This is a genomic window from Klebsiella sp. JB_Kp042 (assembly GCF_040065275.1).
In the GTDB taxonomy this organism is placed as follows: domain Bacteria; phylum Pseudomonadota; class Gammaproteobacteria; order Enterobacterales; family Enterobacteriaceae; genus Klebsiella; species Klebsiella quasipneumoniae.
On the sequence record NZ_JBEAJL010000098.1, the window covers coordinates 141,997 to 165,843 of the forward strand.

Below are 23,847 nucleotides of genomic sequence, written 5' to 3' on the forward strand. Positions count from 1 at the left end.
AGCTATGCTATTCATTTTTCGAGTAATTTTCGTGGTCATTTATTGCATCGTAGTGTGCATACTTGGCTGTCTGTACTGCTTGTTCAGCCCGCGTAATCCAAAACATGTTGCCACTTTCGGCCATCTGTTTGGCCGCTTATCCCCGGTGTTTGGTCTGAAGGTGGAGCTGCGCAAACCTGCCGATGCGGAAAGCTATGGCAACGCGATCTACATCGCTAACCACCAAAACAACTATGATATGGTGACGGCATCTAACATCGTGCAGGCCCCGACGGTCACCGTGGGGAAAAAGAGCCTGTTGTGGATCCCGTTCTTTGGCCAGCTGTACTGGCTGACCGGTAATCTGCTGATTGACCGCAATAACCGAACCAAAGCGCACGGCACCATTGCCGAGGTCGTCAACGCCTTTAAAAAGCGTAAAATTTCGTTCTGGATGTTCCCGGAAGGGACCCGCAGCCGCGGTCGCGGTCTGCTGCCGTTTAAAACCGGCGCCTTCCACGCGGCTATTGCCGCCGGCGTGCCGATTATTCCGGTGTGTGTCTCGAATACATCGAATAAAATAAAGCTCAATCGCTGGAACAACGGTCTGGTGATTGTGGAAATGCTGCCGCCGGTGGATACCAGCCAGTTCGGTAAAGACAACGTGCGCGCGCTGGCGACGCATTGCCGCGAGCTGATGGCCGCCAAAATCGCTGAGCTGGACAACGAAGTGGCCGAGCGCGAAGCGGCCGGTAAGCAATAAGACAGGAAACGCCGCCAACGCGCGCGTATTGCTGGCGGGAAACGAATTCCCTTTTTCATTTGTCAGTATGTCATGGAGTTAATATGTCACTCAGTCGGCGTCAGTTTATTAAGGCTTCCGGCGTAGCGCTGTGCGCTGGCGCCGCGCCGCTGAAGGCCCATGCCGCCGGCCAGCAGCCTGCGCTGCCGGTTCCGCCGCTGCTGGAGTCCCGTCGCGGTCAGCCGCTGTTTCTGACGCTGCAGCGTTCGCACTGGTCGTTTACGCCAGGCACCCGCGCCCCCGTCTGGGGGATCAATGGCCGCTATATGGGGCCGACGATCCGCGTCTGGAGCGGGGACGACGTCAAGCTTATCTACAGCAACCGTCTGACGGAGAACGTCGCGATGACCATCCGCGGCCTGCAGGTGCCTGGCCCGCTAATCGGCGGCGCGGCGCGCATGATGTCGCCGAACGCCGACTGGGCGCCGGTGCTGCCGATCCGTCAGAGTGCGGCGACGCTGTGGTACCAGGCCAATACGCCGAACCGGATGGCGAAGCAGGTCTATAACGGTCTGGCCGGCATGTGGCTGGTGGAGGATGAGGTGAGCAAGAACCTGCCGATCCCTAACCACTATGGCGTCGATGACTTCCCGGTGATAATTCAGGACAAACGGCTGGATAACTTCGGCACGCCGGAATATAGCGAACCGGGCAGCGGCGGCTTCGTCGGCGATACGCTGCTGGTCAATGGCGCGCAGAGCCCCTATGTCGAAGTGTCCCGCGGCTGGGTGCGTCTGCGCCTGCTGAACGCTTCCAACTCCCGGCGCTATCAGCTACAGATGAGCGATGGCCGACTGCTGCATGTCATTTCCGGCGACCAGGGGTTCCTGCCGGCGCCGGTTTCGCTCAAGCAGCTGTCGCTGGCGCCGGGGGAACGGCGTGAAATTCTGGTCGATATGACCAACGGCGATGAAGTGTCCATTACCTGCGGCGAAGCGGCGAGCATCGTCGACCGTATCCGCGGCTTTTTTGAACCGTCCAGCATTCTGGTCTCCACGCTGGTGCTGACCCTGCGCCCGACCGGGCTGCTGCCGCTGGTCACCGACAGCCTGCCGGCGCGTCTGCTGCCGACGGAGCTGCTCTCCGGCACGCCGATCCGCAGCCGGGATATCACGCTCGGCGACGATCCGGGGATTAACGGCCAGCTGTGGGATCCGCAGCGTATCGATATCACGGCGCAGCAGGGGACCTGGGAGCGCTGGACGGTGCGCGCCGATCGCCCGCAGTCGTTCCATATTGAAGGGGTGATGTTCCAGATCCGTAACGTCAACGGCTCGACCCCTTTCCCGGAAGACCGCGGCTGGAAGGACACCGTGTGGGTCGACGGGCAGGTCGAACTGCTGGTCTACTACGCCCAGCCGTCGTGGCCGCACTTCCCGTTCCAGTATCTGAGCCAGACGCTGGAGCTGGCCGACCGCGGTTCGATTGGCCAGATGCTGGTGAATCCCGCACCGTAAACTGTTCGACCCTGGCCGGCATACGGTCAGGGTTTGAGAAAATCCTCCTTCATTTCCACTATCATTCCGGCTTATAATCCACGCCCTTTTGGTTATTTTTTTATCATTTCCCCGGAAGCAATATGAGCGCAATATCCCTGATCCAACCGGATCGTGACCTTTTTTCCTGGCCGCAATACTGGGCTGCCTGTTTTGGCCCTGCGCCATTTTTACCGATGTCGCGTGAAGAGATGGATCAACTTGGCTGGGATAGCTGCGACATTATTCTGGTAACCGGCGACGCCTACGTCGACCACCCGAGCTTCGGGATGGCTATCTGCGGCCGCATGCTGGAAGCGCAGGGGTTCCGCGTGGGGATCATCTCCCAACCGGACTGGAACACCAAAGACGACTTCATGCGTCTGGGCAAACCGAACCTGTTCTTCGGGGTGACCGCCGGCAACATGGACTCGATGATCAACCGCTACACCGCCGACCGTAAGCTGCGCCATGACGACGCTTACACCGCCGGCAACGTGGCGGGCAAGCGCCCGGACCGCGCCACCCTGGTGTATACCCAGCGCTGTAAAGAGGCGTGGAAAGATGTGCCCGTGATCCTCGGCGGCATCGAAGCCAGCCTGCGCCGTACCGCGCATTATGATTACTGGTCCGATACCGTGCGACGCTCGGTGTTGGTGGACTCCAAGGCCGATATGCTGATGTTCGGCAACGGCGAGCGTCCGCTGGTGGAAGTGGCCCATCGCCTGGCGATGGGCGAAACCATCGACCAGATCCGCGATGTGCGCAATACCGCCATCATGGTGAAAGAGGCTCTCCCGGGCTGGAGCGGCGTAGACTCCACCCGTCTGGATACCCCGGGCAAAATCGACCCCATCCCGCACCCGTATGGTGAAGATCTGCCGTGCGCCGATAACAAACCGGTCGCGCCGAAGAAACAGGAAGCGAAAAGCATCACTGTGCAGCCGCCGCGGCCAAAACCGTGGGAAAAAACCTATGTGCTGCTGCCTTCTTTCGAGAAGGTGAAAGGCGATAAGGTCCTGTACGCTCACGCCTCGCGCATTCTGCACCATGAAACCAACCCCGGCTGCGCCCGGGCGCTGATGCAAAAGCACGGCGAGCGCTACATCTGGATAAACCCGCCGGCAATCCCGCTCTCCACTGAAGAGATGGACAGCGTCTTCGCCCTGCCTTACAAGCGGGTGCCGCATCCTTCCTATGGCGATGCGCGCATCCCGGCGTATGAGATGATCCGTTTCTCGATCAACATCATGCGCGGCTGCTTCGGCGGGTGTTCGTTCTGCTCGATCACCGAGCACGAAGGACGCATTATCCAGAGCCGTTCAGAGGATTCGATCATCAATGAGATCGAAGCTATTCGCGACACGGTGCCGGGCTTTACCGGCGTGATCTCCGATCTCGGCGGACCCACCGCCAACATGTATATGCTGCGCTGCAAATCGCCACGCGCCGAGCAGACCTGCCGCCGACTCTCCTGCGTCTACCCGGATATCTGCCCGCACATGGATACCAACCATGAGCCGACGATCAATCTTTACCGTCGCGCCCGCGAGCTGAAGGGCATCAAAAAGATCCTTATCGCCTCCGGGGTACGCTATGACATCGCGGTCGAAGATCCGCGCTATATCAAAGAGCTGGCGACCCACCACGTCGGCGGCTATCTGAAGATCGCGCCGGAGCATACCGAAGAGGGCCCGCTGTCGAAGATGATGAAGCCGGGAATGGGCAGCTACGACCGCTTTAAAGAGCTGTTCGACACCTATTCGAAGCAGGCGGGTAAAGAGCAGTATCTGATCCCGTACTTTATCTCCGCCCACCCGGGGACCCGTGATGAAGACATGGTGAACCTGGCGCTGTGGCTGAAGAAGCACCGCTTCCGTCTCGACCAGGTGCAGAACTTCTATCCGTCGCCGCTGGCGAACTCGACCACCATGTATTACACCGGCAAAAACCCGCTGGGCAAGATCGGCTATAAGAGTGAAGAGGTGGTGGTGCCGAAGGGCGATAAACAGCGCCGTCTGCACAAAGCGCTGCTGCGCTATCACGATCCGGCCAACTGGCCGCTGATCCGTCAGGCGCTGGAGGCGATGGGCAAGAAACACCTGATTGGCTCACGTCGCGACTGCCTGGTGCCGGCGCCGACTCTGGATGAGATGCGCGAAGCGCGTCGCCAGAACCGTCATACCCGCCCGGCGCTGACCAAGCACACGCCGATTGTGCATCAGCGTTCTAACGGTGGCGCAACGGCGAAAAAGCCCGTTAAACGGGGTAAAGTCGCCGGGCGTTAAGCCTGACTTTGCGCCCGGCAGCGTTTCGCTGGCCGGGCGGTTTCTCAAGCCGGACACGCGTCAGCGCTGCCCGGCTTTTTTACCTGTTATCCGCCGAACTGATCCGGGTCGGGCCCCAGACGCTTGCCCTGATCCAGCCTGGCAATCTCCCCCAATTCTTCTTTATCCAGGCGGAAATCCCAGACGTTAAAGTTTTCGGCGATGCGCGACGGCGTGACGGATTTGGGGATCACTACCAGACCGCTGTCGAGATGCCAGCGGATGACAATCTGCGCCGGCGTTTTGCCATATTTATCAGCCAGCTGATGGATAACTTTCTGATCGAAGACGCCCTTACCCCCTTGGGCCAGCGGGCTCCAGGATTCGGTCTGGATCTTGTGGGTGGCGTTCCAGGCGTGCAGCTGCCGCTGCTGCAGCAGCGGATGCAGCTCTATCTGGTTGATCACCGGCGCAACCCCGGTTTCATCAATCAGCTTCTGCAGATGCGGCACCTGGAAATTACACACGCCGATGCTCTTCGCCAGCCCCTGCTGCTGCAGCTCAATCAGCGCCTGCCAGGCCTCGACGTAATGGCCGATAGCCGGCACCGGCCAGTGGATTAAATAGAGATCCACATAGTCCAGCTTCAGCTTGCTGAGACTCTCTTTCAGCGCCTCGTGCGGCCGTTTTTGATCGTCGTTCCACAGCTTGGTGGTGATGAATAGCTCATCGCGATTGACGCCAGCGCTTTGCAGGGCGTTGCCGACGCCAGCCTCATTTTGGTACGCGGCGGCGGTGTCAAAAGAGCGATAACCGACTTCCAGCGCCTTATGAATGGCGGAGACGACTTCCTCGTTGCCAGCTTTCCACACGCCGAGACCCAGCTGCGGCATCAGGTTGCCGTCGTGTAGTTTTATAACGGTTGGATGTGTCATGCCTTCCTCCTGTTAATGAACTCGGCGAAGCAGGATCCGCCGAGGGGTAGCATTAAGTCTGGACGAAATAGCTAAAAACGGTAGTAAAAACACCTCTCCCCGACGTTTGTTTAACGTAAGGGGAGGTGAATCAGGCGGGGTAACTTAGCGGGCAGCCTCGTAGATACGACGGCTGACGTCCAGGGTGATATCCTGGCGCTCGCCCAGCTTGGTCATGCCGTGCTCTTCCAGTTTCGCCAGCAGCGCCGGGATGGAGCTACCGTCGAGACCGTAATCGGAGAGGCGGGTCGGCACGCCCATCTGCTCGAAGAACTGGCGCGTCGCGGCGATGGCGGCATCGATGCGCTGGTCGTCTGAGCCCTCGGTGATATGCCACACGCGCTCCGCATATTGCAGCAGCTTCTCGCGCTTGGTATCACGCTTCTCATTCCACAGCGCCGGCAGAACGATAGCCAGCGTCTGGGCGTGATCGAGACCATGCATCGCCGTCAGTTCGTGACCAAGCATATGCGTTGCCCAGTCCTGCGGCACGCCTGCGCCGATCAGGCCGTTCAGCGCCTGGGTCGCGGCCCACATAATGTTGGCGCGCACGTTATAGTTTTCCGGCTCCTGCAGCGCTTTCGGGCCATCCTCGATCAGGGTCAGGAGAATGCCTTCGGCGAAGCGGTCCTGAATTTTGCCGTCAACCGGGTAGGTGACGTACTGTTCGACGGTATGGACGAAGGCGTCAACCACGCCGTTGGCGACCTGGCGCGGCGGCAGGGTATAGGTGTAGACCGGATCGAGGATCGCGAACTGCGGCTGAACATGGGAAGACATAAACGCGCGTTTGTCGCCGGTGGTTTTCCGCGAAATCACCGCCCCTTTGTTTGATTCAGAACCGGTCGCCGGCAGGGTGAGAACCGAGCCCATTGGAATGGCGCTGGCGATCTTACTGCCATAGGTTTCCAGAATTTCCCACGGATCGATGTTGGCGTCATAGTGGGCTGCTGCCGCGATAAATTTGGTGCCATCCAGCACCGAACCGCCGCCGACCGCCAGCAGGAAGGTGACCTTCTCTTCGCGGGCGAGCTTCACCGCGTTCATCAGGGTTTCGTAAGACGGGTTCGGCTCGATGCCGCCAAATTCAAGGACGTCCAGGCCATTCAGGGCGGTCAGTACCTGATCCAGGACGCCCGTTTTTTTCACGCTGCCGCCGCCGTAGGTGATCAGTACGCGAGCTTCCGCCGGGATCTGTTCACGCAGTTTTTCAATCGCGCCTTTGCCAAACAGAATGCGGGTTGGGGTATGCAGGTCAAAATTATTCATTGCTTGAGTCCTCAAAAGAGTAAAACCGCCGACAGGGACGATACCGCTGCCCGATGACGGTTATTGTGGTCCTGGCGCCGTTGCCCCTCAATGCACATTTCTGCCTATGTCTTGCCTATTTCTCCATATGGCTGGAGAATTCGCGGCGGCCTGCGCACAATGTACGGGTGAAGAAACATCGGGAGAGACGGTGGCAATGCAACACGCAGAGATATGTCAGACTCTGACAGAAAAGGTTAACCAGCTGAAAGATAAGCACGAAATGTTAAGTTCGCTACTACCCGACGTCCGCCTGCTGTACGGGACGCAGCCGGGACCGCGGATGCCGGTGATGTACCAGCCGGGGATCGTTTTTCTCTTTTCTGGCCATAAAATTGGTTATATCAATGAGCGGACGTTTCGCTACGATACAAACGAATATCTGCTGCTGACCGTACCGCTGCCTTTCGAATGCGAAACCTTTGCCACCCCGGAGGTGCCCCTGGCCGGCATGCGCCTGAACGTCGATATCCTGCAGCTGCAGGAGCTGCTGATGGATATTGGCGAGGATCCGCTGTTTCAGCCCGCCGTCGCCTCCAGCGGGATAAACTCCGCAGTGCTCTCGGAGGATATCTTGTGCGCTGCTGAACGGCTGCTCGACGTGATGGAGCGGCCGCTGGACGCGCGGATCCTTGGCAAGCAGATCGTCCGCGAAATTCTCTACTATGTGCTGACGGGACCCTGCGGCGGCGCGCTGCTGGCGCTGGTCAGCCGGCAGACCCACTTCAGCCTGATTAGCCGCGTACTCAAGCATATCGAGAGTCAATACACCGAAAACCTCAGCGTCGATCGGCTGGCGGCGGAAGCGAATATGAGCGTATCGGCGTTTCACCATAATTTTAAATCGGTGACCAGCACTTCGCCGCTGCAGTATCTGAAAACCTACCGTCTGCACAAGGCGCGCATGCTGATGATCCATGACGGGATGAAGGCCAGTGCGGCGGCGATACAGGTGGGCTATGAAAGCCCTTCCCAGTTCAGTCGCGAGTTTAAGCGCTACTTCGGGATGACGCCCGGGGAAGACGCCGCGCGTATTCGTACGATGCAGGGAATGTAATACCGGGGAGGGAGCAGGCCGGGCGGGCGCAGCCCCCCGGCAGTCGACGTCAGGCGCTGCAGTATTTCTTTTTGATCACCACGAACAGCGTGCCGAGCAGGCCAGCCAGCAGCAGGGCAATCGGCAGGATCATCAGGCAGGTCATCACCTGATCTTCATGACGCTTCACGAATGGGATCATGCTCAGCGCATAGCCGAGGCCCGTGACCACGCCGACCCACAGCAGGGCGCTCAGCCAGTTGAAGAACTGGAAGCGGCGGTTCGGCAGACCGGAAATCCCCGCCATGGTTGGCAGCAGGGTACGGACAAATGCCAGAAAGCGGCCCGCGAGCAGTGCCAGCAGACCGTGGCGGTCAAACATGCAGGTGGCGCGCTGATGGTACTTATGCGGCAGGTGCGCCAGCCAGCCTTTCACCGTTTGCGTATTGCCCAGCCAGCGTCCCTGTATATAGCTCAGCCAGCAGCCGAGGCTGGCGGCGGCGGTCAGAATGGCGATAGTGGGCACAAAGTCCATGACGCCTTTAGCAATCAGCGCGCCGGCGAGCAGCAGCAGGCTGTCTCCAGGTAAAAAGGAGGCAGGCAGCAGCCCGTTTTCCAGAAACAGGGTCGCGAACATAACCAGATATACAACGCCCACAACATGAGGGTTCGCCAATGCGGCAAAATCATGTTGCCACAGCGCGGCGACAATCTCTTGAATGACAACCATGGACTTTCCTAAGTGGTACCGTATTGTTGACTAGTGTACTCCTGAAGAGACCCGAGCACCTTGATCCCGGGCGCAACAAAAGCGGCCGCTCCGATAAAAAGCGTCCGCTATTGTTGCCACTGACTGTCACTTTACACGATACGCGCGAAGCCCGCTGCTAAATCCGCCTGCAGATCGTCAACATTTTCGAGACCAATGTGCAAACGGATCAACGTGCCGCTGAAGTCGACTTCCGCATCCGGTCGGATGTGACCGATTTGCTCCGGCTGATTGGCCAGAATCAGCGATTCAAAGCCGCCCCACGAGTAGGCCATGCTGAACAGGCTGAAGTTGTCGAGATACGCTGCCAGCTCAGCGTCGTTGAGACGCTTGTTGAGCACAAACGAGAACAGCCCGCTGCTGCCGGTAAAATCGCGCTTCCAGAACTCATGGCCTTTACTGCCGGGCAGAGCGGGGTGGTTGACCCGCGCCACCTGCGGATGCTGCGCCAGCCATTCGGCGATGCGCAGGCTGCTTTCATGATGCTGACGCAGGCGGACGCCCAGCGTGCGCAGGCCGCGGCTGGTCATATAGGCGGTATCGGCGTCCAGCATTTGCCCCATCAGATAGGCATTCTCACGCAGCTGCGGCCAGCAGCGCGCGTTCGCCACCGCGGTGCCGACCATGGCGTCGGAGTGGCCGATCAGGTATTTGGTGCCTGCCTGAATAGAAATATCAATGCCAAAATCCAGCGCTTTGAACAGGATCCCCGCCGCCCAGGTGTTATCGATCATGATAATCGCTTCCGGGGCGACCTGACGCACGGCGGCGACAATCGCCGGCACATCGTGCACTTCCATGGTGATGGAGCCAGGCGATTCCAGGAACACCACGCGGGTCTCAGGGCGAACCAGACGGGCAATATCGGCGCCGATTAAGGGATCGAACCAGCTGGTGGTCACGCCGAGCTTGGCGAGAATTTTGGTACAAAAATCCTGGCTTGGCTCATAGGCGGTATTGGTCATCAGCACATGGTCGCCCTGCTCGACAAACGCCAGGATAGTGTTGGCCACCGCGGCCGCGCCGCAGGGGAAGAGGGCGCAGCCGGCGCCGCCCTCCAGCTCGCACATCGCTTCCTGCAGCGAGAAGTGGGTCAGGGTGCCGCGACGCCCGTAGAACAGCTCGCCGTTGGCCCGATTGCGGGTGGCGTGCTTTTTGGCCTCTACGGTGTCGAAAACCAGCGATGACGCGCGCTGGATCACGCTGTTCACTGAGCCCTGGGTATATTTTTTGCTCCGCCCGGCGTTGACCAGCGCGGTATCAAGATGTTTATCAGCCATGTTGATGAACCTGTTTTTATACGTCTGGACGTCTAAACTAGCATGAATCTTCTTTTCTGTACCAGCGCGCTGCCGATACAGGCGAAAATTTTACCAGGCCCGCGGTTAGCCACTTTTTTACTGCGTAAGCGCAAGGAAAATAAACGTGATTTGCTGCACAGTGTAAATACTAATGAGAACCACTATCAATTCGATGTCGTTTTGATATTATTGTGGGCAGATTTTGTGATTATCGTCGTGGAGATAGAGCGTGGGTAATAATTTGATGCAGGCGGATCTCTCCGTTTGGGGTATGTATCATCATGCCGATATTGTCGTTAAGGTGGTGATGATTGGCCTGATTCTGGCGTCGGTCGTCACCTGGGCCATCTTCTTCGGTAAAGGGGCGGAAATCCTCGCCAGCAAGCGTCGCCTCAAACGTGAACAGCAGCAGCTGGCGGAAGCCCGCTCTCTCGATCAGGCCAGCGATATCGCCAGCGCCTTTGAGGCGAAAAGCCTCACCACCCAGCTTATCAATGAAGCGCAGAACGAACTCGAACTCTCCGCCGGTGCCGAAGACAATGAAGGCATCAAGGAACGAACCGGTTTCCGCCTTGAGCGCCGCGTCGCGGCCGTCGGTCGCCATATGGGGCGCGGCAACGGCTACCTGGCCACCATCGGCGCCATTTCGCCGTTCGTGGGCCTGTTCGGCACCGTCTGGGGCATCATGAACAGCTTTATCGGCATCGCCCAGACCCAGACCACCAACCTTGCGGTGGTGGCGCCGGGCATCGCGGAAGCGCTGCTGGCGACAGCTATCGGTCTGTTCGCCGCCATCCCGGCAGTGGTCATCTATAACATCTTCGCCCGCATGATCGGCAGCTATAAGGCCTCGCTCGGCGACGTCGCCGCTCAGGTCCTCCTGCTGCAAAGCCGCGACCTGGACCTCAGCGCCAGCGGCGTGAAGCCGGTGCGCAGCGCGCAGAAATTACGGGTAGGTTGATCGGCTATGGCGATGCGTCTTAATGAAAATCTGGACGATAACGGCGAAATGCATGAGATCAACGTGACGCCGTTTATCGACGTCATGCTGGTTCTGCTGATTATCTTCATGGTAGCTGCGCCGCTGGCGACGGTCGACGTGAAGGTCAATCTGCCGGCCTCCTCCAGCCAGCCGCAACCGCGACCGGAAAAACCTATCTACCTGTCGGTGAAGGCGGATAAGAGCATGTTCCTCGGCAACGACCCGGTGACCGAAGCGAATATGATTAACGCCCTGGATAGCCTGACCGCCGGCAAAAAAGATACCACCGTCTTCTTCCGCGCGGATAAAACCGTCGATTACGAGACGATGATGAAAGTGATGGATACCCTGCATCAGGCGGGCTATCTCAAGATCGGGCTGGTGGGCGAAGAGACCGTCAAAGCCAAATAACCCGATGCTTTTCCTGAAAAGGCTGGCCGCGCGCCGGCCTTTTTTATTGTCCTCTGCCAGCGAAGTGTTGGCCTGGCGTTGCCATCACGTTATCTGTCTGAGATATAATGTCGCTTCTTTTTGTTAACTGACAGGATCTTATGGAACGCTTTCTGGAAAATGCTATGTACGCCTCGCGCTGGCTGCTGGCGCCGGTTTATTTTGGCCTCTCGCTCGGTCTGATTGCGCTGACCATCAAATTTTTTCAGGAGATCTTCCACATACTGCCGCATATTTTTAGCGTCAGTGAGTCGGATATGATTCTGACCCTGCTGTCGCTGGTGGATATGACCCTGGTGGGCGGTTTGCTGGTGATGGTGATGTTCTCCGGGTATGAAAATTTTGTCTCGCAGCTGGATATTAACGAGGGTAAAGAAAAACTCAGCTGGTTGGGCAAAATGGACGCGACGTCGCTGAAAAATAAGGTTGCCGCCTCCATCGTGGCGATCTCCTCTATTCACCTGCTGCGGGTGTTTATGGATGCGAAAAACGTCCCGGACAATAAGCTGATGTGGTATGTCATCATCCATCTGACCTTTGTGCTGTCGGCCTTTGTGATGGGCTACCTCGATCGTCTGACCAAAGTGAAACACTGATCCTTTCTCTCCCGGCGGCGTTAGCCGCTGGGCTGTTTCTCCCCGTTTCTGCTGTTCTGGGCTGGCGTATGTCCGGGCTTCTGCTTTGCTTAAAGGGCGCTTAACAACGGAGGCAGGGTGATGACGCGATTAACGGCCAAAGATTTCCCGCAGCAGCTGCTCGAGTATTATGACTACTATGCCCACGGTAAAATCAGCAAACGCGAGTTTCTCCAGCTGGCGGGGAAATATACCGTCGGCGGGATGACCGCGCTGGCGCTGTTTAATCTGCTGAAGCCCGACTATGCCCTGGCAGAGCAGGTACCGTTCACCGACCCGGATATCCGCCCGGAGTATATTCATTATCCCTCTCCTGACGGCCACGGCGAAGTGCGGGCTTACCTGGTGACGCCGACGAAAATAGCCGACAAAGCGCCCGCCGTGGTGGTGGTGCATGAGAACCGCGGCCTGAATCCCTATATTGAAGACGTCGCCCGGCGGGTGGCGAAAGCGGGGTATATCGCGCTGGCGCCGGATGGCCTGAGCTCCGTCGGCGGCTATCCGGGGAATGATGATGAAGGCCGCGCGCTGCAGCAGAAAGTCGATCCCGTGAAGCTGATGAATGACTTTTTTGCCGCGGTCGCGTTTATGGCGAAGCATCCGCAGGCGACGGGGAAGGTTGGTATCACCGGTTTTTGTTACGGCGGTGGCGTCAGCAACGCGGCGGCGGTCGCCATTCCGGAGCTGGCCTGCGCGGTGCCGTTTTACGGCCGCCAGCCGCCGCTGAAGGAGGTCGATAAAATTAAAGCGCCGCTGCTGCTGCACTATGCCGGCCTCGATAGCGGCATTAATGAAGGCTGGCCCGCCTATGAACAGGCGTTGAAGGAACATCATAAAATCTATGAGGCCTATCTCTATCAGGGCGTGAATCACGGCTTTCATAATGATTCCACGCCGCGCTACGATCGGGCTGCGGCGGACCTGGCCTGGCAACGCACGCTGGCATGGTTTGAGAAGTATTTACGCTAGCGCAACCGTCATAAATAGCGCTACCGCTCGCTCAAAAAAACGCTATATAATTTATTATATAACGATTGGGAGGGCGCGATGGAAAATCATTTTGGCAAAGGCTTAATGGCGGGGCTACAGGCATCCTATGCTGACACCGCCGCGCATGCGGCGAATTTTTGCGCCGACTATAAACGCGGGTTTGTGCTCGGCTACTCGCACCGCATGTTTGAAAAAACCGGCGACCGCCAGCTCAGCGCCTGGGAAGCGGGGATCCTCACTCGTCGCTATGGCCTGGACAGGGATATGGTGATGGATTTCTTCAAAGAAGGTGGGTCGGGTATGGCGATGCGCTATTTTCTGGCGGGCTATCGGCTGGAAAGCTAAACAGGACGGCTTCGCAGGCGGAACCGTCCTGTGGTGGGAACCCTTTCCCGTCAACGGGAAAGGGTGAAGACCTTACGCCTGGCGCTTATCTTCCGTTTGGGTGTCAAAGTCGCGGGCGTCGTGGCGCTCATGCAGCTGCTCATTGAGCGGGCCGTTGGTGCGGTTAACGATGCGTCCGCGCTTGACGGCGGGGCGGTTGCCGACATCCTGCGCCCAGCGCAGCACGTTGGTGTAGCTCCCGGCGTCGAGGAACTCCGCCGCGTTATAGACATTGCCCAGCACCACGTTGCCATACCATGGCCAGACCGCCATATCGGCGATGGTATACTCCTCGCCGGCCACATAGCGACCGCGGGCGAGCTGTTTGTCCAGCACGTCGAGCTGGCGTTTGGCTTCCATGGTAAAGCGATCGATCGCGTACTCGATCTTCACCGGCGCATAGTTATAGAAGTGGCCGAAGCCGCCGCCGAGGAAGGGCGCGGCGCCCTGCAGCCAGAACAGCCAGTTAAGGGTTTCAGTGCGGCCGGCGGGATCCTTCGGCAGGAAGAAGCCAAATTTTTCCGCCAGATAGAGAAGAATGTTGCCGGATTCGAATACTCGGGTGGGCGGCGTGGTGGAGTGATCGCTCAGCGCCGGGATCTTCGAGTTCGGGTTGATGTCGACAAAGCCGCTGGAAAACTGATCGCCTTCGCCAATGCGTATCAGCCAGGCGTCGTACTCCGCGCCGCTGACGCCCAGCGCCAGCAGCTCCTCCAGCATGATCGTCACCTTCTGGCCGTTGGGCGTGCCAAGTGAGTATAGCTGGAGCGGATGGGTTCCCACCGGCAGGACGCGTTCATGAGTCGCGCCGGAAACGGGACGGTTGATGTTGGCGAACGCGCCGCCGCTGTTTTGCTTCCATTCCCACACTTTTGGTGGCTGGTAGTTTTGCTCTGACATGCTGGTTTGCCTTTTTCGTGGATGTACAAAAAGTGTAGCAGGTGACCTCAGGCCATAATCCGCGCGGCCCACACGCTGACATCATCGCCGCTGCCCAGATCCGGCTGCACCAGACCATTGACCATAAAGGTCGGCGAGACATGGATGCCGTTCTGGCGGGCATATTTGCTGTGCCACTTGATCACGTCCTGCAGCTCCGGGCGGGCAAAGGCGGCTCCCAGCAGGACGTGACTGTAGCGCTCAATGCGTTCAATGATTTGCTGCGGCGTGGCGTTCATGTTCGGCCCGCTGCAGTGATCGGTAAATTCAAACTTTTCCCGATGGTCTGCCACGGCCTGCATCACCTTATGCGCCTGCTCTCTGCCATGCGGCAGGGTGGACGCGGCGAGGATGCAGCGGACAATCACCCCGGAGAACAGATGCCACGGCTGCGACTGCAGCCGTATCTTGATGGTTACGTTATCGGCGCCGACCTCATCGAGCAGATCGTCGAGTTTATTAAACGCGCGGACAGAGTAGGGGCAGGTGGGCTCAAGGAACACCTCAAACGTCCGCGGGCCGTGTCCCCAGACCAGCGGTTGGGCATTCAGATGCGAGGGTGTGCTCATTGTCGACTCCTGATGTTGCGTTGTTTTTTTGTTATATCACCGATAACGATATCACTTCTGCTTTCGGCTGCAGGGTTATTTTCCTTAACGGCACGATTAGCGAAACGAATGAGTGGTATCATCGTTACACCTCTGTCTGGTAAGTGCCTGCGGCAGGATAAGAAGAGGGAGTTTTGTTTCGCCAACTGCCCGGGCTGCATTTATTTGAGGTCAGGCTAAATGAGCAAAGGATCGACAAGCAGTGACGCCCCGTTTGGGACATTGTTAGGCTACGCGCCCGGCGGCGTGGCAATTTATTCATCGAATTACAGTAGCTTAAATCCGCAGGACTATCCGGATGACGCGACGTTTCGCAGCTACATCGGCAATGAGTATATGGGGCATAAATGGCAGTGCGTTGAATTTGCGCGCCGCTTTCTGTTCCTGACCTACGGGTTTGTCTTTACCGATGTGGGGATGGCCTATGAAATCTTCTCCCTGCGCTTTCTGCGCGAAGTGGTCAATGACAATATTCTCCCGCTGCAGGCCTTCGCCAACGGCGCCCGTCGTCCGCCGATCGCCGGTTCGCTGCTGATCTGGCAGAAGGGCGGCGAGTTTAAGCACACCGGCCACGTCGCGGTGATCACCCAGCTTGTCGGCAATAAGGTGCGTATCGCCGAGCAGAACGTCATTCACTCGCCGCTGCCGCAGGGCCAGCAGTGGACCCGCGAGCTGACCCTCGAGGTCAACGCCGGCCGGTACACCATCAAAGATACCTTTGCCGATACCGAAATTTTAGGCTGGATGATCCAGACCGACGATACCGAACACAGCCTGCCGCAGCCGGTGCTGCCGGGCGAGGCGATGGCGATCAAGGGCGCGCGGCTGCCGAACAACGGCCAGTTCCGCGGCAAATGGCTGAACGAGAAAGATCCGCTGCAGAAAGCCTACGTGGCGGCCAACGGCCATTTTATCAATCAGGATCCCTATCAGTATTTCACCATCAGCGAAAGCGCCGAACAGGAGCTGATTAAAGCCACCAACGAGCTGCACCTGATGTATCTGCACGCCACCGATAAGGTAATGAAGGATGATAACCTGCTGGCGCTGTTTGATATCCCGAAAATCCTCTGGCCGCGTCTGCGTCTCTCGTGGCAGCGCCGGCGTCATCATATGATCACCGGGCGCATGGATTTTTGCATGGACGAGCGCGGGCTGAAGGTGTACGAGTACAATGCCGACTCCGCCTCCTGCCATACCGAAGGCGGGCTGATCCTCGAGCAGTGGCTGAAGCAGGGCTACTACGGCACGGGTCACAATCCGGCTGAAGGTCTGCTCGATGAGCTGGCGGGGGCGTGGAAACACAGCCGGGCGCGGCCTTTCGTGCACATCATGCAGGACAAGGATCTGGAAGAGAATTACCACGCGAAGTTTATCCAGCGTTCGCTGACCCAGGCCGGTTTCGAGAGCAAAATTCTCTTTGGCCTCGATGAACTGCGCTGGGATGCCGCCGGCCAGCTGATCGACGCCGACGGGCGGCTGGTGAACTGCGTCTGGAAAACCTGGGCATGGGAAACCGCCATTGAGCAGGTGCGCGAAGTCAGCGCCGATGAGTACGCGGCGGTGCCGATTCGTACCGGACATCCGCAGAATGAGGTGCGACTGATTGACGTCCTGCTGCGTCCTGAAGTATTGGTATTCGAACCCCTGTGGACGGTGATCCCGGGCAACAAAGCGATCCTGCCGGTGCTGTGGTCGCTGTTCCCGCATCATCGCTATCTGCTGGATACCGATTTTGTGGTTAACGACGAGCTGGCGAAAACCGGTTATGCCGTGAAGCCCATTTCCGGACGCTGCGGGAACAATATCGACCTGATCGGGCCGCAGGATGAGGTTCTGGATCAGACCAGCGGCCAGTTTGTCGATCGTAAGAATATCTACCAGCAGCTGTGGTGCCTGCCGAAAGTGGATGGCAAGTATATCCAGGTGTGCACCTTTACCGTCGGCGGTAACTACGGCGGTACCTGCCTGCGCGGCGATTCGTCGCTGGTGGTGAAAAAAGAGAGCGACATAGAGCCGCTGATCGTATTGAAAGATAAAGCGTGATGTGCTGACCCCGGATAGCGGCTCGCGCCCTGTCCGGGGAGAGCGCAGAGACACGAACCAGGATAGCCCGGTCCGGTAAGCGCCGCTGGGGAACACCTGCAACAAAGCCAAGATAATTAACACAACAACAAGACAGAAAAGGAAAATAGTATGCACGATCGGCGTCTCGCCGCCCGCGCGGGTGAACTCAAGCCCTCCGCCGTCCGCGAACTTCTCAAGCACAGTAAACTGCCGGGCGTGATCTCGCTTGGCGGCGGCATTCCGGCCCCGGAACTGTTTGATACCGAAGGCCTGGAGCTGGCGGTGCAGAAGGTGATGAGCGAGCGTTTTCATGACGCATTTCAGTACGGTCTGACCGAGGGCTACCCGCCGCTGCGTCAGGCGGTGAGTGAAATCTGCCACGCCCGTGGCGTGACCTGTTCAGCCGCTCAGGTCTATATTACCTCCGGCTCCCAGCAATCGCTGGATATCGTTGCCCGTACGCTGCTCGATCCAGGCGATACTATCGTCGTTGAGCGACCCACCTATCTGGCGGCGCTGCAGGTGTTTCAGCTGGCGCAGGCCAATATCCTCAGCGTCGATACCGATGATGACGGGATGCTGGTGGAGCAACTGGCCGACCTGCTGGAGACCACCCGCGTCAAAGCCGTCTACCTGGTGCCGACGTTCGGCAACCCCGGCGGTAAAACGCTGAGCGAGGCGCGTCGTCGCCGGTTGGTCGAGCTGGCGAAAAAATATGACTTCGTCATTCTGGAAGACGATCCCTACGGTGAAATTAGCTTTACTGACGCCGTGCGACGTCCGCTCTATCAGCACGCCGTTGAGCTGGGCTGTGAAGATCAGGTGGTTTACACCTCGACGTTTTCAAAGATCCTAGCGCCGGGGATGCGTATCGGCTGGATCGTCATGCCGGACTGGCTGGCGCAGCAGACGGTGATCGTTAAGCAGGCGGCGGATCTGCATACCAATATGCTGTCGCAGGTGATCACCGCGGAATACCTCAGCCTGAACCGGCTGCAAAATCAGATTGCGTTGATTCGCGAAGACTATCGCAAGAAGTGCGTGGCGCTGGCCGACGCGCTGGAGAGTCGCCTTGGCGAGCATCTGGAATTCAGCCGCCCACAGGGTGGAATGTTCTTGTGGGCGCGTTTCCGCTATCCGTTCGATACCATGGCATGGATGAAGAAAACGCTGGAAAACGGCGTTGTGTACGTCCCGGGGGAAGCGTTCTATCACGATAATCCGGATACCCGTACCCTGCGCCTTTCCTACTCCACGGTGTCGGAAGCGGGGCTGCTGACCGCCGTTGAGCGGCTGGCGGCCTCCCTGTAACGACCCTGCTGTGCGCCGCTAAGCGGCGGCGCACCCTCTTCGCCTCAGTAGCGAGAGGGGGTGACGCTAGCGTTCAGCGCAGGGGTCACTCCGTATCGGCGATGCGATCATCCAGCCAGACCAACATCAGCGCTGCGAGAAAAGCCACCGCAAAGGTACCAATAAACAACCACATAGATGTCCCTCACGGGTTAATTATTTTGCTGATTTTACCGGAGAGCGATCGTTTCGGTCGGAGATGGAGATTTTTGTCCCAGCCGAATGGCTGGCGAGAGAGAAAAAGTCATCGGCATCAATATCGAAGTTAAGAATAATTTCCCTGTATTCCCCACCGTTAATTAACGCTTTGGCTTCTTTAACACTACTGGCAATAATGACAGGCATCAGTTTTATCTCATTTTGAAAACTGAGAAGCAAAATAAGAGTTAGTTCGTACCAGATCAACTACTTTTTATCGTATGCGACCGCAGAAAAAAACGACATCCCGTGGCCCGGCGATAGAGGAGGATTTTGTGACAGCGATCGGCTCATCAACAGCGGGATCTTATCGGACGCTGGGACGGGCTGCTGTTTCGCCAGCCCGCCGGGATTATTCACCCTGCTGTTTTGCCCGTAATATCTCGCCGCAGCGCTGCCGGTCCTGACGCAGCGTCTGCTGTTCCTGCGGGCTGAGCTGATGCCAGGTGTCCAGCATCCGCTGCCCCAGCGCCGGCAGGTAATGCGCTTTATGCAGCGCGTAGTCAGAATTCCCCCCCTCGACGATGTTTTGCATATCGTCGAGGAACTGGCGGCTGTCGTCATGATCGATCACGCAAAATACCGCCCGGTAGTAAGCTTCGTCTTCCTCGGTGTAATGGGGGGTGAACCACCAGACCAGCAGCGCGGTAAGCGCCAGCAGCGGGATAATAAAGGGTAATTTTTTCAACATCAGTTTTTCGGCCGGAGACAATCAGCCGTCAGTGTACCTGCAACGACGTCAGGATGTAAGCGCCGGCCCCGGCGGGCCGGCGCAGGCTAGTAGCCGACCGGGTAAATGCGGCCGGTCTGCACCCCTTCAATGCTGCGGCGATAGGCCTGCGCCACGGCGGCGGCGGGGACGCTGGCAAAGCCCGGGAAAAAGTCGCCGTAGGCCGCCAGCGACTCGCTGAGCACGGTGGGGCTGATGAGATTAATGCGGAGCCCGCGCGGTAGTTCGCAGGCGGCGGCGCGCACAAAGCCTTCCAGACCGGCGTTAACCGTCGTGGCATTAACGCCCTGAGCAATCGGCTCCTGCGCGACAATGCCGCTGACCAGAGTAATCGACCCGCCGTCGCGCAGGAAATGCTGGCCTATCAGCGCCAGGCGAATTTGCCCCAGCAGCTTGTCCTGCAGACCGAGGTTGAACTGGCTATCGGTCATGGTGCTTAACGGCCCAAAGTGCAGATTGCCGGTGGTGGAGACGATGGCGTCTACTTCGCCGGTCTGCGCAAACAGCGCCTCGACGCTCCCCTGGGAGGTAATATCCACCTGATAATCCCCCCGGGTGCGGCCGACGCGGATAACGTCATGTCTCTGGCCCAGTTCTTCGCTGACCGCGCGACCAATGGTGCCGCTGGCACCGATAACGATAATTTTCATGGCTGACTCCTGGTGAGGTGAAAGCCTATTCTTTAATAAAACGGATATCGGATAAACTGGCTAAAAGTTAGAACATTACTAACCAGAGGTTAGCAATATGGATAAGCTGCGAGGGATGGAGACGTTTATTGCCGTGGTGGAGTGCGGCAGCTTTACCGGGGCGGCGTCGCGCCTGGGGCTGTCGGCGGTAATGGTCGGGAAATACATCGCCCAGCTGGAAACCCAGCTGGCGACGCGTCTGCTGGAGCGTAACACCCGACGCCAGAGCCTCACCGACGCCGGGCGGGTCTATTTTGACGAAGCAAAACGGGTGATGGAGCAGGTCTCCATCGCCGAAAGCGCCGTTGAGCGGCTGCGGCTGGCGCCCGCCGGCACCCTGAGGGTGAGCGCGCCCACCTCGTTCGGCGCCAGCGTGATCGCTCCCCTGACCGCCACCTTTCTGCAGGCCTGGCCAGCGGTCCGGGTGGAACTGGATCTGACCAACCGGATGGTCGATCTGGTGGATGAAGGTTTCGATCTGGCGATCCGCATTGGCGAGATCCATCAGGAGGATCTGGTGGCCCGCTATCTGGCGCCCTATCGGATGGTGATCTGCGCCGCGCCGGCTTATCTGGCGCGTTACGGAACGCCAGGGACGCCGGAAGATCTCGCCGATCATCTCTGCCTGTCCCATACGGTCTGGACCGCGCGCAACGAGTGGCGGCTGCCGGGCATGGAGGGAGAAGTGCGCTGGAAGCGCGATGCGGTTTTGCGCTGCAACGATGGCTATGCGCTGCGCCAGGCGGCGATCGCCGGGGCCGGGCTGCTGATGCAGCCGGAGGTGCTGCTGGCCGATGCGCTGGCCAGCGGCAGCCTGATGCGGGTGCTGGAGGCGTGGACCCCACAGCCGAGGCCTGTACATCTGCTCTGGCGTCAGGATCGCCGGCCCCTGCCGAAGCTGACGCAGTTTATCGCCCACCTTCAGCAGGGAATGGCCGACGCGCTGGCGACGACCCGCGCGTCGGAATAATTACTCCTCCCGTAGCGCCTGCTGCCAGTCGGCAATCAGATCGTGAGGATCTTCGATCCCGACCGACAGGCGGATCAGCTGCGGCGTGATGCCGTTCGCCAGGCGCTTCTCCAGCGGGATCGAGGCGTGGGTCATGCTGAAGGGCTGGCTCACCAGGCTCTCCACGCCGCCCAGACTCTCCGCAAGGGTGAACCAGCGCAACTTGTTGATAATGCGTTCGGCGTAACCGTCATCGCCCTTCACCACGACGGAAATCATGCCGCCGGGCAGGGCCATTTGCTGGCGCGCCAGCTGATGGTGCGGGTGCGAGGCCAGCCAGGGGAACCAGACTCGCTCCACCTCCGGCTGCTGTTCCAGCCATTCGGCGAGCTGCAGCGCGTTCGCGCTGTGGCGCTCCATCCGCAGCGCCAGGGTGCGGATGCCGCGTAGCGTCAGGAAGCTGCTGAACGGGTCGAGTACACCGCCTACCGCATTCTGCAGGTAGCCAAGCTTTTCCGCGAGCTCAGCGTTATCGCCAACCACCGCCAGGCCGGCGACGACATCGGAATGGCCGTTGAGGTACTTGGTCGCGGAGTGGACCACAATATCAAACCCATGCTCCAGCGGGCGATGGATCGCCGGCGAGGCGAAAGTGTTATCGGCGACGCTGATCAGGTTATGGCGGCGCGCGATGGCGGCGATGGCGCTGAGATCCGCCAGCTTCAGCAGCGGGTTGGTGGGCGTCTCCACCCAGATCATGCGCGTATCGGGGCGGATCGCCGCTTCAATCCCCGCCAGGTCGTCGGGTTTCACCCAGCTCACCTGCAGACCAGCGCTACGGCGGCGAACGTTTTCCAGCAGGCGGTAAGTGCCGCCATACACATCATCGACCGCCACCAGGTGGCTGTCCTTATCCAGCAGCTCCAGCACGGTGGAGATGGCGGCAAGCCCGGAGGCGAACGCGTAGCCGCGCGTGCCGTTTTCCAGGTCGGCGATCGCCGTCTCCAGCGCGTGGCGGGTAGGGTTTCCGCTACGGGAATATTCATAGCCGGTATGCTGCCCCGGCGCCGGCTGAGCAAAAGTGGAGGTGGCGTAAATCGGCGGCATCACTGCGCCGTGGCTGTCGGTGAAGGTTCCGCTATGTACGCTCAGGGTGTGGATAGATGACATAAAAAATTCCTTATTGTGCGACTCGGTTACGCCAGGCGGTCAGTACATCGCTGCGGGTGACCAGGCCAAGAAAACGCGCGTTGTCAGCGATCACTGCCACCAGACCGCGATCGAGAATGGCCTGCAGTTCGCTCTCTGGCGCACGCTTATCGAGAGTTTCAACATGGCGGCTCATCGCTTCACTGACCGGCAGAGAGAAGCGTTGGCGATCGCCCCTTACGTGGCGGATCAAATCCCACTCATCGACGATGCCGACCACGCGGCCATCCTCCAGCACCGGCAGCTGGGAGATGTCATACAGCCGCATGCGGGTAAATACTGCGGCCAGGGTGTCGTCCGGCGCGGCCGTGACGGTGGCGCCTTCGTCATGGCGCAGGGCGATAAAATCACTGAGATCGCCCTGTTCGGGGCGGGCGATCAGCCCCTGCTGGCGCATCCAGTCGTCGTTGAACATTTTTGACAGGTATTTATTGCCGCTGTCGCAGGCGAAGGTCACCACCCGCTTCGGACGGCTTTGCGCCCGGCAGTAGCGCAGCGCGGCGCTGAGCAGGGTGCCGGTGGAGGAGCCGGCCAGTACCCCCTCGACCTGCAGCAGCTGGCGCGCGGTGTGGAACGCTTCGCGGTCGCTGACGCGATAGGCGGTATGCACCCCTTCCAGCCTGGCCAGCGGCGGGATGAAATCTTCTCCAATCCCTTCGACCAGCCAGGATCCCGTTTCGCCGTAGCGTCCGGTATCAACCTGATCGGCAAGGATCGAGCCCGCCGGATCGGCGAGGATAAATTCCGTTTTCGGCGAATGTTCTGCAAACCAGGCCTGAAGCCCGCCCAGCGTGCCGCCGGAGCCAACGCCGACGACGATGGCGTCTATGTCGCCCTCCAGTTGCTGGAAAAGTTCCGGCGCGGTGGAGGTAGCGTGCGCCAGCGGATTAGCGTCGTTGTTAAACTGGTCGATGTAAAAAGCCCCCGGCGTTTCATCGGCAAGGCGGCGGGCATAATCCTGGTAGTAGGCCGGGTGGCCTTTATTGACGTCGGAGCGGGTGAGCAGCACCGTCGCGCCCAGCGCCCGCAGGTGAAAAATTTTCTCGCGGCTCATTTTGTCCGGCACCACCAGGATCAGGCGGTAATTTTTCTGCGCCGCAATCAGCGCCAGGCCGAGGCCGGTATTGCCGGCGGTGGCTTCGATAATTGTCCCGCCGGGCGCCAGTTTTCCCTGGCGCTCGGCTTCGTTAATCATCGACAGCGCAACCCGATCTTTAATTGAGCCGCCCGGATTCTGATTTTCCAGTTTTAAAAACAGACTGCAGGGGCCGGTATCCAGTTTGTGCAACTGGAGCAGGGGAGTATGACCGATCAGGTCGCTCACGGAATGAAACAGTGACATAACCATTTACCCACTCGTTTAAGATATTTTTGCATGGTAGGTCTGTGAAATCGGTTATTTAAAGAATATTTCTCTGTCATTTAGCGCAAAATGGAATATAAGATGCTATTCAGCCATCCGGAGGGAAAGCAGGGTAGCCGCCTGGGCGGATCGATTGCCAGAAAAGGGCGTTTTTAGCCGCTTTTGGCGACAAAAAGGCGATTTTAATCAGCGTGTTATCTGATATCTGGCAATGTATTTGCGAAAAGATTCTATGGGGAACAAGCCTGCGCTTGCCGTTAAGTGGCAGCGGGCTGGCCAGGAGAAAAGCGCAGCAGGGAAATCACGGGTTAACGCAGTTCGATGGAGAGTCCGGATGTAGAAAAGCAAAAACCCGCCTTTTGGGCGGGTTCTTTAAATAGTGGTGCCCGGACT

At 58.8% G+C, this 23,847-nt stretch carries 23 protein-coding genes and 1 pseudogene; 13 read left to right on the top strand and 11 right to left on the bottom strand.

Features of this window, described 5'->3' with window-relative positions; all coding sequences use genetic code 11:
• Positions 1 to 4 precede the first annotated feature (4 nt).
• From plsC to ABLV54_RS20245, 3 genes and pseudogenes are all read left to right on the top strand, one after another.
• Entirely contained in the window at positions 5 to 742 is a 738-nt protein-coding gene (plsC, locus tag ABLV54_RS20235) for a 1-acylglycerol-3-phosphate O-acyltransferase (protein ID WP_004205223.1), read from the top strand.
• Positions 743 to 825: 83 nt separating this feature from the next.
• Positions 826 to 2,238, top strand: coding sequence for a cell division protein FtsP (ftsP, locus tag ABLV54_RS20240; RefSeq protein ID WP_044524723.1), 1,413 nt, complete (start codon positions 826 to 828; stop codon positions 2,236 to 2,238).
• Positions 2,239 to 2,271: 33 nt separating this feature from the next.
• Positions 2,272 to 4,484: pseudogene (locus tag ABLV54_RS20245) on the top strand (YgiQ family radical SAM protein); the annotation flags it as partial.
• Between the two features lie 146 nt (positions 4,485 to 4,630).
• On the opposite strand, the gene dkgA reads toward ABLV54_RS20245, so the two are convergent.
• On the bottom strand, positions 4,631 to 5,458 hold the full coding sequence (gene dkgA, locus ABLV54_RS20250; RefSeq protein ID WP_032454068.1) for a 2,5-didehydrogluconate reductase DkgA: 828 nt from the start codon (positions 5,456 to 5,458) through the stop codon (positions 4,631 to 4,633).
• 144 nt (positions 5,459 to 5,602) lie between these two features.
• The gene (gene yqhD / locus ABLV54_RS20255; protein WP_023291020.1) at positions 5,603 to 6,766 is read right to left on the bottom strand and encodes an alcohol dehydrogenase; all 1,164 of its coding nucleotides are present in this window, start codon (positions 6,764 to 6,766) and stop codon (positions 5,603 to 5,605) included.
• 196 nt (positions 6,767 to 6,962) lie between these two features.
• Here yqhD and ABLV54_RS20260 point away from each other — a divergent pair, with 196 nt between their 5' ends.
• The gene (locus tag ABLV54_RS20260) at positions 6,963 to 7,862 is read left to right on the top strand and encodes an AraC family transcriptional regulator (RefSeq protein ID WP_032454066.1); all 900 of its coding nucleotides are present in this window, start codon (positions 6,963 to 6,965) and stop codon (positions 7,860 to 7,862) included.
• A 49-nt stretch (positions 7,863 to 7,911) separates the two neighbouring features.
• On the opposite strand, the gene yghB is transcribed toward ABLV54_RS20260, so the two are convergent.
• Positions 7,912 to 8,571, bottom strand: a complete 660-nt coding sequence (gene yghB, locus ABLV54_RS20265) for a DedA family general envelope maintenance protein YghB (protein WP_248860912.1) — start codon at positions 8,569 to 8,571, stop codon at positions 7,912 to 7,914.
• Positions 8,572 to 8,702: 131 nt separating this feature from the next.
• Positions 8,703 to 9,890: a cystathionine beta-lyase gene (gene metC, locus ABLV54_RS20270; RefSeq protein WP_050533737.1), complete on the bottom strand. Its 1,188-nt coding sequence runs from the start codon at positions 9,888 to 9,890 to the stop codon at positions 8,703 to 8,705.
• 250 nt (positions 9,891 to 10,140) lie between these two features.
• On the opposite strand from metC, the gene exbB reads away from it, so the two are divergent.
• The 5 genes from exbB (at position 10,141) to ABLV54_RS20295 (ending at position 13,313) form a co-directional block, all read left to right on the top strand.
• Positions 10,141 to 10,872, top strand: a complete 732-nt coding sequence (gene exbB, locus ABLV54_RS20275; protein ID WP_004174395.1) for a tol-pal system-associated acyl-CoA thioesterase — start codon at positions 10,141 to 10,143, stop codon at positions 10,870 to 10,872.
• Positions 10,873 to 10,878: 6 nt separating this feature from the next.
• A complete protein-coding gene (exbD, locus tag ABLV54_RS20280; RefSeq protein ID WP_002916785.1) occupies positions 10,879 to 11,304 on the top strand; it encodes a TonB system transport protein ExbD in 426 nt (141 codons plus the stop codon).
• A 140-nt stretch (positions 11,305 to 11,444) separates the two neighbouring features.
• The gene (locus tag ABLV54_RS20285) at positions 11,445 to 11,939 is read left to right on the top strand and encodes a TIGR00645 family protein (RefSeq protein ID WP_004105804.1); all 495 of its coding nucleotides are present in this window, start codon (positions 11,445 to 11,447) and stop codon (positions 11,937 to 11,939) included.
• Between the two features lie 120 nt (positions 11,940 to 12,059).
• Positions 12,060 to 12,947, top strand: a complete 888-nt coding sequence (gene yghX, locus ABLV54_RS20290; RefSeq protein ID WP_050533738.1) for a YghX family hydrolase — start codon at positions 12,060 to 12,062, stop codon at positions 12,945 to 12,947.
• A gap of 78 nt (positions 12,948 to 13,025) precedes the next feature.
• Positions 13,026 to 13,313: a DUF2623 domain-containing protein gene (locus ABLV54_RS20295; protein WP_002916743.1), complete on the top strand. Its 288-nt coding sequence runs from the start codon at positions 13,026 to 13,028 to the stop codon at positions 13,311 to 13,313.
• 72 nt (positions 13,314 to 13,385) lie between these two features.
• Here ABLV54_RS20295 and yghU read toward each other — a convergent pair whose 3' ends face one another.
• Positions 13,386 to 14,252, bottom strand: a complete 867-nt coding sequence (gene yghU / locus ABLV54_RS20300) for a glutathione-dependent disulfide-bond oxidoreductase (protein ID WP_032454062.1) — start codon at positions 14,250 to 14,252, stop codon at positions 13,386 to 13,388.
• Between the two features lie 47 nt (positions 14,253 to 14,299).
• Positions 14,300 to 14,860: a thioredoxin domain-containing protein gene (locus ABLV54_RS20305; protein ID WP_048337265.1), complete on the bottom strand. Its 561-nt coding sequence runs from the start codon at positions 14,858 to 14,860 to the stop codon at positions 14,300 to 14,302.
• Between the two features lie 20 nt (positions 14,861 to 14,880).
• On the opposite strand from ABLV54_RS20305, the gene ABLV54_RS20310 reads away from it, so the two are divergent.
• From ABLV54_RS20310 to ABLV54_RS20320, 3 genes are all read left to right on the top strand, one after another.
• A complete protein-coding gene (locus ABLV54_RS20310) occupies positions 14,881 to 15,003 on the top strand; it encodes a hypothetical protein (protein WP_032454061.1) in 123 nt (40 codons plus the stop codon).
• 76 nt (positions 15,004 to 15,079) lie between these two features.
• A complete protein-coding gene (gene gss, locus ABLV54_RS20315) occupies positions 15,080 to 16,945 on the top strand; it encodes a bifunctional glutathionylspermidine amidase/synthase (RefSeq protein WP_044524715.1) in 1,866 nt (621 codons plus the stop codon).
• Between the two features lie 150 nt (positions 16,946 to 17,095).
• Complete coding sequence (locus tag ABLV54_RS20320) at positions 17,096 to 18,277, top strand: PLP-dependent aminotransferase family protein (RefSeq protein ID WP_023291014.1); 1,182 nt, start codon at positions 17,096 to 17,098, stop codon at positions 18,275 to 18,277.
• A gap of 195 nt (positions 18,278 to 18,472) precedes the next feature.
• Here the strand turns inward: ABLV54_RS20320 and ABLV54_RS20325 are convergent, their stop codons facing one another.
• The 3 genes from ABLV54_RS20325 to ABLV54_RS20335 all read right to left on the bottom strand — a co-directional run bounded on the left by ABLV54_RS20325 (position 18,473) and on the right by ABLV54_RS20335 (position 19,894).
• A complete protein-coding gene (locus ABLV54_RS20325) occupies positions 18,473 to 18,661 on the bottom strand; it encodes a hypothetical protein (protein WP_004205204.1) in 189 nt (62 codons plus the stop codon).
• 205 nt (positions 18,662 to 18,866) lie between these two features.
• Positions 18,867 to 19,205, bottom strand: a complete 339-nt coding sequence (locus ABLV54_RS20330; RefSeq protein ID WP_023291012.1) for a hypothetical protein — start codon at positions 19,203 to 19,205, stop codon at positions 18,867 to 18,869.
• Between the two features lie 86 nt (positions 19,206 to 19,291).
• Entirely contained in the window at positions 19,292 to 19,894 is a 603-nt protein-coding gene (locus ABLV54_RS20335; protein WP_050533739.1) for a short chain dehydrogenase, read from the bottom strand.
• A gap of 97 nt (positions 19,895 to 19,991) precedes the next feature.
• Between ABLV54_RS20335 and ABLV54_RS20340 the strand changes: the two genes are divergently transcribed.
• Complete coding sequence (locus ABLV54_RS20340) at positions 19,992 to 20,903, top strand: LysR family transcriptional regulator (RefSeq protein ID WP_050533740.1); 912 nt, start codon at positions 19,992 to 19,994, stop codon at positions 20,901 to 20,903.
• Here ABLV54_RS20340 and ABLV54_RS20345 read toward each other — a convergent pair whose 3' ends face one another.
• Positions 20,904 to 22,052 (bottom strand): PLP-dependent aspartate aminotransferase family protein, encoded by a 1,149-nt coding sequence (locus tag ABLV54_RS20345; protein WP_050533741.1) that lies wholly within the window; start codon positions 22,050 to 22,052, stop codon positions 20,904 to 20,906.
• Between the two features lie 10 nt (positions 22,053 to 22,062).
• Positions 22,063 to 23,439, bottom strand: a complete 1,377-nt coding sequence (locus ABLV54_RS20350) for a cystathionine beta-synthase (protein ID WP_072096605.1) — start codon at positions 23,437 to 23,439, stop codon at positions 22,063 to 22,065.
• Between the last annotated feature and the right edge of the window lie 408 nt (positions 23,440 to 23,847).

What these genes read in the sequence shown, in the direction of transcription:
- ABLV54_RS20285 (WP_004105804.1), top strand. Translation starts at nt 11,445, where the DNA reads ATGGAACGCTTTCTGGAAAATGCTATGTACGCCTCGCGCTGGCTGCTG.
- ABLV54_RS20305 (WP_048337265.1), bottom strand. Translation starts at nt 14,860, where the DNA reads ATGAGCACACCCTCGCATCTGAATGCCCAACCGCTGGTCTGGGGACAC.
- ABLV54_RS20340 (WP_050533740.1), top strand. Translation starts at nt 19,992, where the DNA reads ATGGATAAGCTGCGAGGGATGGAGACGTTTATTGCCGTGGTGGAGTGC.
- ABLV54_RS20345 (WP_050533741.1), bottom strand. Translation starts at nt 22,052, where the DNA reads ATGTCATCTATCCACACCCTGAGCGTACATAGCGGAACCTTCACCGAC.
- dkgA (WP_032454068.1), bottom strand. Translation starts at nt 5,458, where the DNA reads ATGACACATCCAACCGTTATAAAACTACACGACGGCAACCTGATGCCG.
- metC (WP_050533737.1), bottom strand. Translation starts at nt 9,890, where the DNA reads ATGGCTGATAAACATCTTGATACCGCGCTGGTCAACGCCGGGCGGAGC.
- ftsP (WP_044524723.1), top strand. Translation starts at nt 826, where the DNA reads ATGTCACTCAGTCGGCGTCAGTTTATTAAGGCTTCCGGCGTAGCGCTG.
- ABLV54_RS20295 (WP_002916743.1), top strand. Translation starts at nt 13,026, where the DNA reads ATGGAAAATCATTTTGGCAAAGGCTTAATGGCGGGGCTACAGGCATCC.
- ABLV54_RS20325 (WP_004205204.1), bottom strand. Translation starts at nt 18,661, where the DNA reads ATGCCTGTCATTATTGCCAGTAGTGTTAAAGAAGCCAAAGCGTTAATT.
- plsC (WP_004205223.1), top strand. Translation starts at nt 5, where the DNA reads ATGCTATTCATTTTTCGAGTAATTTTCGTGGTCATTTATTGCATCGTA.
- yghU (WP_032454062.1), bottom strand. Translation starts at nt 14,252, where the DNA reads ATGTCAGAGCAAAACTACCAGCCACCAAAAGTGTGGGAATGGAAGCAA.
- ABLV54_RS20350 (WP_072096605.1), bottom strand. Translation starts at nt 23,439, where the DNA reads ATGGTTATGTCACTGTTTCATTCCGTGAGCGACCTGATCGGTCATACT.
- ABLV54_RS20260 (WP_032454066.1), top strand. Translation starts at nt 6,963, where the DNA reads ATGCAACACGCAGAGATATGTCAGACTCTGACAGAAAAGGTTAACCAG.
- ABLV54_RS20320 (WP_023291014.1), top strand. Translation starts at nt 17,096, where the DNA reads ATGCACGATCGGCGTCTCGCCGCCCGCGCGGGTGAACTCAAGCCCTCC.
- ABLV54_RS20330 (WP_023291012.1), bottom strand. Translation starts at nt 19,205, where the DNA reads ATGTTGAAAAAATTACCCTTTATTATCCCGCTGCTGGCGCTTACCGCG.
- yghX (WP_050533738.1), top strand. Translation starts at nt 12,060, where the DNA reads ATGACGCGATTAACGGCCAAAGATTTCCCGCAGCAGCTGCTCGAGTAT.
- ABLV54_RS20335 (WP_050533739.1), bottom strand. Translation starts at nt 19,894, where the DNA reads ATGAAAATTATCGTTATCGGTGCCAGCGGCACCATTGGTCGCGCGGTC.
- yghB (WP_248860912.1), bottom strand. Translation starts at nt 8,571, where the DNA reads ATGGTTGTCATTCAAGAGATTGTCGCCGCGCTGTGGCAACATGATTTT.
- yqhD (WP_023291020.1), bottom strand. Translation starts at nt 6,766, where the DNA reads ATGAATAATTTTGACCTGCATACCCCAACCCGCATTCTGTTTGGCAAA.
- gss (WP_044524715.1), top strand. Translation starts at nt 15,080, where the DNA reads ATGAGCAAAGGATCGACAAGCAGTGACGCCCCGTTTGGGACATTGTTA.
- exbD (WP_002916785.1), top strand. Translation starts at nt 10,879, where the DNA reads ATGGCGATGCGTCTTAATGAAAATCTGGACGATAACGGCGAAATGCAT.